The organism is Labrys sp. KB_33_2 (assembly GCF_052114505.1).
GTDB lineage: Bacteria > Pseudomonadota > Alphaproteobacteria > Rhizobiales > Labraceae > Labrys.
Window position 1 is genome coordinate 225341 of the sequence record NZ_JBFREW010000013.1, and the last position, 8756, is coordinate 234096.

Below are 8756 nucleotides of genomic sequence, written 5' to 3' on the forward strand. Positions count from 1 at the left end.
CCAAACATGAAGTTTCGTATCCTTGCCGCACTGGCCATGCTCTGGCCAGCGCTGGCGCTCGCCCAGACGTCGCCGAACCTGACCTATGGCCAGGTCCCGACGCCCGGTCAGTGGAACAGCTACTTCGCCGCCAAGCAGGACGTTCTCGGCTATACGCCTGTGAACCGCGCCGGCGACACCATGTTCGGCACGCTGAAGACCCTCTCCCCGACGGGGAGTGCCGCCGGCCTCGTCGTCACGCCTGGTCTCCCGCCAAGCGCCCCGGCCGATGGCAGTATCTGGGCTACCAATTCAGGCCTCTTCACTCAGATCAACGGCTCTGTCGTTGGACCTCTGGGGGCTGGCACAATCAACGGCCCCGCCTCGACGACCACAGGCAATGTGGTCCTTTGGGGCAACAACACCGGCACTGCGCTGCAGGATCTGGGGAAGGTCGCGCCTGCCGGAGACTTCGTCGGCACGACCGATAACCAGACGCTCACCAACAAGAGCATTTCGGCTGGCCAGATCAACTCTGGCACGCTCGCGCCTGCACAAATGCCCGCCCTGACCGGCGATGTAACCACCCCGTCCGGGACCACGGCAACCACGATTGCCGCCGGAGCCGTCACCTCGGCCAAGATGGCGACAGATGCCGCCGCAGGTAACCTCGGTTTCACCCCTCTCCGGCCGTCAAACAATCTCTCGGACCTGTCGAGCGCCCCCACATCACGCACCAATCTCGGGTTGGGCTCGATCGCGACGCTGTCGACGGTAAATCTTGGGTCGAATGTCACTGGAACGCTGCCGGCCGCCAACGGTGGTACCGGCATCAATTCGTTCGTATCTGGCGATTTGATCTATGCCACTGGCAGCACAACCTTGGCGCGTCGCCCGATCGGCGCTACGGGCCAAACGCTGATTACTGCAGGCGGCGCGCCAGTCTGGGCCAATACGCCGATCCCGGGCATGGTCACCGTCTCCGCGAACACCACGCTGTCTGGAGCCCAGACTGGATCGGTTGTCAGGATCCAAGGTGCCTCCACATACGTCACGACATTGCCTGATCCGACCGCTAGTCCGTCGGTGTTTTACATCTACAACCTCAGTTCCGTATCCCAGACGATCCAGTCACCGACGGCGAACTGGATTTGGGCCAATGGTACCGGCGGAACGACCTATACAATGCCGGCATCGACGGCCGCCGTATTGGTCAGCAGCGGAGACTGGTACGCGATCAGGGACACCAAGACCGGTACAGCCGCAGGAAATGTCGTCGCTCTCGACGGCTCCGGCCGCTACCCTGCTGCTGACGGCTCCCAGATCACGAATCTTCCCGGCGTCATCTCCGTTCCGGTAAGACAAACCGTCCTCTCCGGCCCTGCCTCCAGCGGGCTGCCGAACTTCCTCCCGGGCACGGCTGCAAGTCTCAGCATCACCAGCCAAAATGTCTCGACTGGCTCGGCCGCACTTATTGCGACCGCAGGGAATGGCTATGGCACTAACGGCGCCATCAACGTTATCGGCCAAGCGACGAGCAACCTGACCTGGCCCGGTCTCACCGCGTCGACCACAAACTACCTCGGCGTAACGATCAGTTCTGGTGCCCTGACACCGGTCTCGACCACACTGCTGCCGATCTATCAGCGTGGTGGTCCGATCTCGATAACGAACGGACAATACACATTCGATGTCGTCGGGATGCAGATGTATCTCGGCAATGGCACGGTGGCCAATCCGGTCAATGTTGTATTTGTTGGTGAGGTGGTGACCAGCGCCTCGTCCGTGACATCGACAGTTGCCTACGCCTACCAAGGCTATTTCAAGGGCAACACTACGTTTCCGTCCTCCGGAAGCGTCAGAACCGCCTTCGCCCACAACCTCGGCGTACCTAACGATCAGTATTCCGTTCGCGCCCAGCTTTTGAATGGGACGGCGGAAGCAAACTATTCGCCGGGGCAGATCACAGATTTTGCGACCCAGGCAACCGGAGGCTGGTTCTGGACGGACCCTTCGACCAAAGAAGACCGGAATACATCATCAACCACGCTCGGGCCCAGCAGCCAGATCTTGAACCGCACCACTGGCGCGACGGCGTCGCCCACGCCTGCGAACTGGAATTTCATCGTGACGGTATCGAGGAGCTTCTAATGTGGTTCTCTGAAAAGGACGGCATTTACGCTGGCGACACCTGTCTGCCTGGCGACCGGCTCGCGACGGATTCTGAAGTCGCAGCTTGGCAGGCAGCGCATACACGAGCGCGGCTCGATGCCATGAGTGTCTCCGCGTTCCAAGCGAAGGCGGCGATGTCGAAGGCCCAGGCAGCCGGCATCACCACATTCGACTTGCTTGCCGTTGTCGAGACCATCGTCAACGCCTCGACTGATCCGATCGTAAAGCTCGCATGGACGACCGCGACGGAATTCAATCGGCAGTCACCGACGATCGCCGCATTGGCTGCACAAGTTCCGCTGTCGTCTGATCAGTTGGATCAGCTCTTCGAACTGGCTGCGACGATCAGCGCCTGAATGATCCCTCACATCCGACCACCTAGGCCCCGCTCCGGCGGGGCCTTTCCTTTGGAGTTCCGCCCATTGCTCGACCGCCGAGATATCCCGGCCATTGTCATCGCCGTTGGCCTGGTCTGGGCGGTCGTGTCGATCGATCCCGCGTACGGCGGCCAAACCGGTATCGCATCCTGGTATGGCCGTGAAAGCGGCCGGCGCACCGCGAACGGCGAGAGCTTCCCAACCTCAGAGAAGACATGCGCGCATAGGACGGCTCGGTTCGGCTCGCATCTCAGGGTGACAGTTCTGGCGACGGGGCGATCAGTGGTCTGCCGCGTGAACGATCGCGGTCCGCACATTCGCGGCCGTATCGTCGATCTCAATCCAGCCTCAGCGCGTGCCGTCGGCTTGTCTGGCTTGGCCCGGGTGAAGGTCGAGGCCCAATAACCACCCAAAATCGAGAGACCGATCATGGCCAAGCTTTACATTACGGAATTCGGCGCCCTGGGCGCGAGCGGCCTCAATCCTGGCATCGCTATGACTGCCCAGGTCGCGCGCCAGCCGCCTGTCAACGAGCAGGCTCTCGCTATCGGCGCTTCATCTGTTCCCTCGGAAGCGCTCGATCCGTCCACGGTTCTAGTGCGGCTCCATGCCGACGAGGCGTGCTCGATCCTATTCGGAGCCGATCCCACGGCAACCGCCGACAGCGCCCGCCTCGCCGCAGGGCAGACCGAATATTTCGGCGTCAGGCCAGGCCTGAAGATCGCCGTAATCTCGAACACATGAGGAAGAGCGATGTTTGGTATCGGGCAGTTGGGCGGCCAAAGCGCTCCATCGGACGGGCCGTCCCCATCTCCATACGACCCGGCAGCCCAGGCCTTCTTCGATCGAGCTGTCGATCCGATTTCGGACACCGACAAGGGGCATTACAACACCTTCTTCACCGCATTGACCCAAGCTGGTTGCGGCGCGGATGACTTCGATTTCATGTGGCTGGTTCGCACTGGAGCGGCAGGAAATGCGGCGCTCGACCTGTGGGGCAGCGCCTACACATTCACTCCTGGCGGCACCACCGGCAGCCCCGTGTTCATCCCGCGCGTCGGATATGACAATCAGGGTGTCACTCCCCCCGCTTTCCTGAACACGAATTTCTTCCCAAGCGGCACGACGAAGCTCGGCCTGAACAGCGGTCACATCGGGTTTTATCGCATCGGGATCGCGGCTGATGCCGGTGTGTCGGCCATGTTCATGCTGTCATACAATGACGCGTTCGAAGGGGTCCTGATCGCCTACAAGATCGGCGACAACCCTGAAAATATCTGGGCTGGCATCAATTCGACCGGGTCCGGTGGATTGCGCGTTCCCATAGACAACGCGCACTACATCGTCCTGGACCGGACGGACGCCAACACCATCAATGCCTATGGCGACGGCTCGCTGATATCGAGCAATGAGGACGCAGTTACGTCCCTGGCCGCCGGCACCGCGCCTCTGCAGTGCATGGGCTCCGCCGCGACCGGAACCGGCAGTCAAGACGCCTTTGCGTTGTTCCATGGCGGGCGTTCACTGGGCGCGGCCAAGGTCGCCGCGATCAATGCTGCCTTGGTAGCCTACGTCGCTGCCGTCCACCCCTAAGCACCACCGGAGACTTCCATGCTCTTCCGTACCCTGCTTTGCGGGTTGCTGGCGCTTGCCTTGATGTCATGCGCCACCCGCCAGCCCGATGCCCCGATTTGGGCCGGACTCTCGAAGGAGATCCGCAAATGGTGAGGCTGCTGCTGATTCCGCTGTTCGCCGTGGTGAACCATATCAGGGGCGGCGGCGGCCTCTTCGGCCCGAGCTTCGTTGCTCTCCTGCAGCGCATCCCGGGCAACGGCGATATCACAGCGGCTCCGTTCGTCGCGCTGATGGCATGGGCGGCCGGCGTGTCGGCTTTCGGGCTGCCGAGCTGGGCGTCATGCGTGATCTTTGCCTTGTGCTGGCTCGCCTGGTCGACGCCAGCTTGGGGCTTCCTTCAGGGGCTTGGACGCGGGCCAGGGCCGACAGATCGGGAGCCGTCTTGGTACGAGGCGCTATTCATCCGATGGTCCTTCGGCAGCCCTCATCTCGCCTACGGCTATCGGACCACGCTGTTCCTGATCCCGACTGCTGTTTGCTTCGGCTGGCCTTGGATCCTGCTGGGGCCGCTGCAGGTGGCCGCCTACGAGCTCGGATGGCGGGTCAGGCCCACCGGAGGCATCGCGGTCGGTGAACTGCTGACCGGAGCGCTTTGGGGCATTTGCTTGCTGATGTTCTCAGCAACCTGAGCGGCCCGGATCTCGCTTTTGGAGGGGACCAATCAGCGCGAGAAACCGGACCGCCGACTACTTTTTGCGAGGACGCTTGTCGGGGGCGACACAAGGCTCCGCGACCTCACACCTCCAAACTGAGCAAACTCAAATCAGTTCCCGCAAAAAAGCGCGGCCCGGCATCGCTCGTCCGGCAGGGAAGCCACGCCGGGCCACTTCGCCGGCAACACCACATCTACCGGCGCGCGCGAAGAACGTTTGACGGCCGGATTTGGTTCCGTCGAACTTCGTCTCCGCGCAAGTGGCTGAAATCGCCCCACGAATTCCACTGAAAAAATTAACGAGGCTTCCATGGACGTGCTGGCCATCCAGACACGATTGAAGACGCTTGGCTTCGATCCCGGGCCGCTCGATGGCGATCCCGGGCCGAAGACGGCGCGCGCAGTTCTCGCCTTCGAGCGCGCCAAGGGCCTGCCGCCCGACGGCCGGATCGATCAAGCCATGGTTTCTGCGCTGTTCGCCGGGCTTGATTTCAAGGAGCCGCCTTGGCTCACCGCGGCGCGCAAAGACCTCGGCATCCGCGAGGGTGTGGGCACTGCCGACAATCCGCGCGTGATCCAGATGTTCGCGCGCGCCGGCCATCCCGAGGTCAAGCACGACAGCACTGCATGGTGTGCCGCCGCCATTGGCGACTGGCTCGCCCAGGCCGGAATCAAGGGTACCGGTTCGCTCTGGGCCCTCGACTATCTGAAATGGGGCGTGGCCCTGCCTGGGCCGATCCTCGGCGCCATCGCCGTCAAAACTCGCCCGGGCGGCGGCCATGTCACCCTCGTCGTCGGTGCCGGCTCTGGTCGGGTCTACTGCCTCGGCGGCAATCAATCCGACAGCGTCTCGATCGCAGCTTATGACGCCAGTTTGTTCAAGTATCGCTGGGCGCCTGGCGTCCGGATCCCGAGCCCTGCTCTGCCGCTTCCGAAGACGATCTCTGGCGCTCGCGCCGGTGTGTCGGAGGCCTGACCATGAAACGAGGCATTCTCCGCACCTTCGAGGGCGGGCGACTGGGCTTCATGTGTCCGGGCTGCAAGGAAATTCATCAGGTCAACATCGGGGATGGGCCCGGCCCGCGCTGGGGTTTCAACGATAACTACGAGCGTCCGACGTTCACGCCATCGGTTCTGGTGACGTGGTCCGAACCCAGCGAGGTTCCTGAGGAGTTCGACGACACTTCGAAAGACCGCAAGTTGGTCTGCCATTCCTTCGTGAGGGACGGCCAGATCCAGTTCCTCGGGGATTGCACACACGCGCTTGCCGGCCAGACCGTTCCCCTGCCCGACTTCGAGTAACCGCGCCCGGCCGGCTGCCGAGCATCTCTCCTCACTGCAGGATCCTACAATGAACCGCACCTATCTGGCGGCGCTGATGACGCTTGCCCTGGTCTCTGCCATCTTCTTCCACCCGATCGCGGGCCTCGTCCTGTTCGCCGCCGGCGTCGTGGTGCCCATCATCCCGACCGCCGCCGGTGCCGCGGTCCTGGCTCTGATCGCGTTTGTCGCGCCGGCCTGGGCAGCCGATGACACCACAGTCTCGATCGGCGGGTTCGTCACCGCCTTGATCCCCTACTTCGAGGCCGCCCTCGCCGCCCTCGTTACCGCGCTGATCGCCTGGGGCGCCCAGGCCGTTCAGAAGTTCCTCGGCATCCAACTCGACAAATCCAGCCGCGACGCCCTGCACAGCGCTGCGATGACCGGCGTCAATATGGCCCTGTCCCGACTCGGCCAGTCGGCCGCGAACATCACTTTCGACGCCAAGTCGGCCGTGATCGCCCAAGCGATCGAGTGGGTGGAATCCAGTGTGCCGGATGCCCTGAAACATTTCGGCCTGACGCCAGAACAACTCGAGGCGCTGATCGAATCCAAACTCGGTATCGCCGCGGCGGCTACTACGCCAGCCGTTGTCGCGCCCGCGCCGGCACCGGCGGGATGAGCGCCTTTCTCAAGGCTCTGGTGGCGGCGCTGATCTCCGGCGTCGCCAACGCTCTCCTTGCTTGGCGGGACAAGGCGAAGGCCGATCAGGATGCCGACACCGCCGCGGTCGAGAAAGCCGCCAACGACACCCTCCAGGACACAGCGGACATCGCCGATGCTCAAGCCGAGAACAACGCTCGTGATCGCGGCGGCGCTGCCGATGTTGCTCGCCGCGTGCGCGACAGGCTCGCCAAATCCAAAGCCGGTGGTTCAGGCGGCTGATCGGGCGGCAAGAACTGCCATCTTGGCACCACGCTGTCCGACACCCACCTCCGACGCCAAAGCTGGGCAGATCGCCGATTACATCGAAGGGGCCTCGGCTTCCAAGGGCCTCGATGTGCTGGCGACCGAATGGGAACGCCTCGACGACGGAGCGAGGATCTGCCGAAAGGGGAAATCGCCATGATTGTCGCCCGCGTCGTCTCCGGCGCCAGCAAGCATTTCCAGTCCAGATTCTGGGAATGGCTGCACACCGGAATGCTCTTCGGATCGTCCTTCGCCATTTCGCGGTCGGACCTGACCTTTCAGCAGTCGCCGGCCTACATGTTCATGCGGTCTCTCGCATTTGATGATTTCTGGATCGTGGCGTTTGGCGTCATCGCGATGTTGCGTCTGATCGCCCTCACGCTCAATGGCACGTTCCAACCTTTCAGGCGCTACTCCCCGCTCGCCCGCTGCATTTTGGCCGGTCTGTCGGCACTGTGTTGGGCAAGTCTCGCCCTTGGCCTCATGCAGGCAGAGCAGGCCCGGCTGGGGCTTGTGACGTTCGTGGGGCTCACCTGCGGCGAACTCTTCCTTTTCATGAAGATCGCCGAGGAAGCTGGGGATGTGGAACGGGGTTATCGAGATGGGGCCGCCTGAAATTCCAGCCTGGGTTTACGGCTGGCTCGTGGTTATCGGTGGCATCATTGCCGCCCTCGGCCGCGGAGCATGGATCTACTTGCAGCGAGCCAATCGCGGCCCAGAACCCGCCAAGCAGATGGTAATCGACCGCGCGAGCGTCGCCGACATCCGTCCGATCATCGATATCCGGGACGATGTCAGGGCTATGCGCGAATTGATGGAAGAGGCTGCCGAAGAACGCAAAGAACGCAGGCGAGTAGACCTGGTGGTGGAACGTCTGGCGCGCATGCAAGCGCGAAGACGGCGCCGCGGCGAGGACGACGATGACGAGAATGACAACGGAGACGATGACCGCAGGACCGGTCCGCCCCGTCGACGATAGCTGATTGCCGCACTGACAGCGGCACACTCGCCCCTCTGGCCTTCGGGCTGGAGGGGATTTTTGTCGTTTCAGGGCTTCGTCCGGTAATACGTCGCCGCCCCGATCTTAGCGGTTCTCTCATTGAGCTCGCTGACTTCCTTTCCGTTCAGCAGCCAGACCAGGCCCATGACGTCGTAGCGCGTTAGCGGCGCGACCGGGTGCAGTCCGAAGAGCTCCGCAGCCGTCCAGCCAAGTTCGGCTGCCTGATCCCCCCAGTCGGCGAGGAAATCGGCGGCGTCCTCTTTCGCCCGCTCCCAGCGGCGAGGATCAACTGTCGGGTTCTCGCGCAGCAGCTTTGAGAACTCGGCGGCGAAGGGCCCTGAATACGCTGGGGCTCGAGCAAGGGCGGCTGGCATCGGCATCTCTCCGTCAAACGGCAGGTCGAACAGCATCTCAGCAGGGTCGGCCATCGATTCTACCTCGGACAGATTGAGCGACATAACGGTTCGGATTCGGTTTATTTGTTGGATGCCGGGCGCGGGACGATGACGAGTTGATCATCCGGCAATGGGCGTTGAAGGGCCTTCGCCTCATCCCATGGCGCTCGCAACCACGTCTCACGCTCCTCAGCAGTCGTGAGGATCACGGGCATGGCCTTGGCGTGATGCGGTTTCACGACTGCATTCGGCTCCGTCGTCAAGAACCCGAAGACATCTGCCGTGACCTCGCCCTCTTTCACCTTCCGGACCGAGGT

The 8756-nt window shown here is 62.7% G+C and carries 13 protein-coding genes and 1 pseudogene; 12 read left to right on the forward strand and 2 right to left on the reverse strand.

Going from position 1 to position 8756, the window contains the following annotated elements; all coding sequences use genetic code 11:
• Window positions 1–6: 6 nt before the first annotated feature.
• The 12 genes from AB4037_RS23480 to AB4037_RS23535 all read left to right on the forward strand — a co-directional run bounded on the left by AB4037_RS23480 (window position 7) and on the right by AB4037_RS23535 (window position 8023).
• Window positions 7–2130: a hypothetical protein gene (locus AB4037_RS23480; protein WP_441773152.1), complete on the forward strand. Its 2124-nt coding sequence runs from the start codon at window positions 7–9 to the stop codon at window positions 2128–2130.
• Entirely contained in the window at window positions 2130–2507 is a 378-nt protein-coding gene (locus tag AB4037_RS23485) for a hypothetical protein (RefSeq protein ID WP_441773153.1), read from the forward strand. The genes AB4037_RS23480 and AB4037_RS23485 overlap by 1 nt, the downstream gene beginning before the upstream one ends.
• 66 nt (window positions 2508–2573) lie before the next feature.
• Window positions 2574–2933, forward strand: coding sequence for a septal ring lytic transglycosylase RlpA family protein (locus AB4037_RS23490; RefSeq protein WP_441773154.1), 360 nt, complete (start codon window positions 2574–2576; stop codon window positions 2931–2933).
• A gap of 24 nt (window positions 2934–2957) precedes the next feature.
• Window positions 2958–3272 (forward strand): hypothetical protein, encoded by a 315-nt coding sequence (locus AB4037_RS23495; protein ID WP_441773155.1) that lies wholly within the window; start codon window positions 2958–2960, stop codon window positions 3270–3272.
• A 9-nt stretch (window positions 3273–3281) separates the two neighbouring features.
• Window positions 3282–4121 (forward strand): hypothetical protein, encoded by an 840-nt coding sequence (locus AB4037_RS23500; protein WP_441773156.1) that lies wholly within the window; start codon window positions 3282–3284, stop codon window positions 4119–4121.
• A gap of 128 nt (window positions 4122–4249) precedes the next feature.
• The gene (locus tag AB4037_RS23505; RefSeq protein WP_441773157.1) at window positions 4250–4792 is read left to right on the forward strand and encodes a hypothetical protein; all 543 of its coding nucleotides are present in this window, start codon (window positions 4250–4252) and stop codon (window positions 4790–4792) included.
• A gap of 333 nt (window positions 4793–5125) precedes the next feature.
• Window positions 5126–5791 carry an NlpC/P60 family protein gene (locus AB4037_RS23510; RefSeq protein ID WP_441773158.1) on the forward strand — a complete coding sequence of 222 codons (666 nt, stop codon included), beginning with the start codon at window positions 5126–5128 and terminating at the stop codon, window positions 5789–5791.
• Between the two features lie 2 nt (window positions 5792–5793).
• Window positions 5794–6117 carry a DUF6527 family protein gene (locus AB4037_RS23515; protein ID WP_441773159.1) on the forward strand — a complete coding sequence of 108 codons (324 nt, stop codon included), beginning with the start codon at window positions 5794–5796 and terminating at the stop codon, window positions 6115–6117.
• Window positions 6118–6166: 49 nt separating this feature from the next.
• Entirely contained in the window at window positions 6167–6757 is a 591-nt protein-coding gene (locus AB4037_RS23520; RefSeq protein ID WP_441773160.1) for a hypothetical protein, read from the forward strand.
• Entirely contained in the window at window positions 6754–7020 is a 267-nt protein-coding gene (locus AB4037_RS23525; RefSeq protein ID WP_441773161.1) for a hypothetical protein, read from the forward strand. The genes AB4037_RS23520 and AB4037_RS23525 overlap by 4 nt, the downstream gene beginning before the upstream one ends.
• Before the next feature lie 180 nt (window positions 7021–7200).
• Entirely contained in the window at window positions 7201–7659 is a 459-nt protein-coding gene (locus AB4037_RS23530; protein ID WP_441773162.1) for a hypothetical protein, read from the forward strand.
• Complete coding sequence (locus AB4037_RS23535) at window positions 7625–8023, forward strand: hypothetical protein (protein WP_441773163.1); 399 nt, start codon at window positions 7625–7627, stop codon at window positions 8021–8023. The genes AB4037_RS23530 and AB4037_RS23535 overlap by 35 nt, the downstream gene beginning before the upstream one ends.
• Before the next feature lie 68 nt (window positions 8024–8091).
• Here the strand turns inward: AB4037_RS23535 and AB4037_RS23540 are convergent, their stop codons facing one another.
• Window positions 8092–8502 (reverse strand): hypothetical protein, encoded by a 411-nt coding sequence (locus tag AB4037_RS23540; protein WP_441773164.1) that lies wholly within the window; start codon window positions 8500–8502, stop codon window positions 8092–8094.
• A gap of 17 nt (window positions 8503–8519) precedes the next feature.
• Window positions 8520–8756, reverse strand: a pseudogene (locus AB4037_RS23545) (SOS response-associated peptidase); the annotation flags it as partial.